Origin of the sequence: Paraburkholderia sp. SIMBA_053, from assembly GCF_046534895.1 — a bacterium.
Lineage (GTDB): Bacteria > Pseudomonadota > Gammaproteobacteria > Burkholderiales > Burkholderiaceae > Paraburkholderia > Paraburkholderia caledonica.
Map to the genome: position 1 here is coordinate 1 of NZ_JAWRXU010001300.1, position 250 is coordinate 250.

1 protein-coding gene is annotated in these 250 nt (G+C 60.8%); it reads left to right on the forward strand.

What is annotated here, in order from left to right; all coding sequences use genetic code 11:
- Positions 1-196 (forward strand): hypothetical protein (locus SB753_RS39825; protein ID WP_410805517.1); only part of this gene is annotated, 196 nt, incomplete at its 5' end.
- Positions 197-250: the final 54 nt, after the last annotated feature.

Sequence of the window (250 nt, forward strand, 5' to 3'; positions counted from 1 at the left end):
GCCGTACCGCCCTAGCGACCACCCTACTGGCGACGCAAAGATGAGCATCGAGAACTACGAGCAAACCGGCAGTTGTGCAACCTGCAAGAAGGGAGCGCACTTGCGCACACGGCGTGTCGACCTCGGTCACGCACCGCACTCAGTCTTTCGCTTGAACTGGGAGCCGGGACCACACTTGCAGTTCGTGCGCCAGTGAGCTCTGTTGCCGTGTCGGCGCCCAAAGAGGTTTTGCATTGCGCGCCGCTTGTTT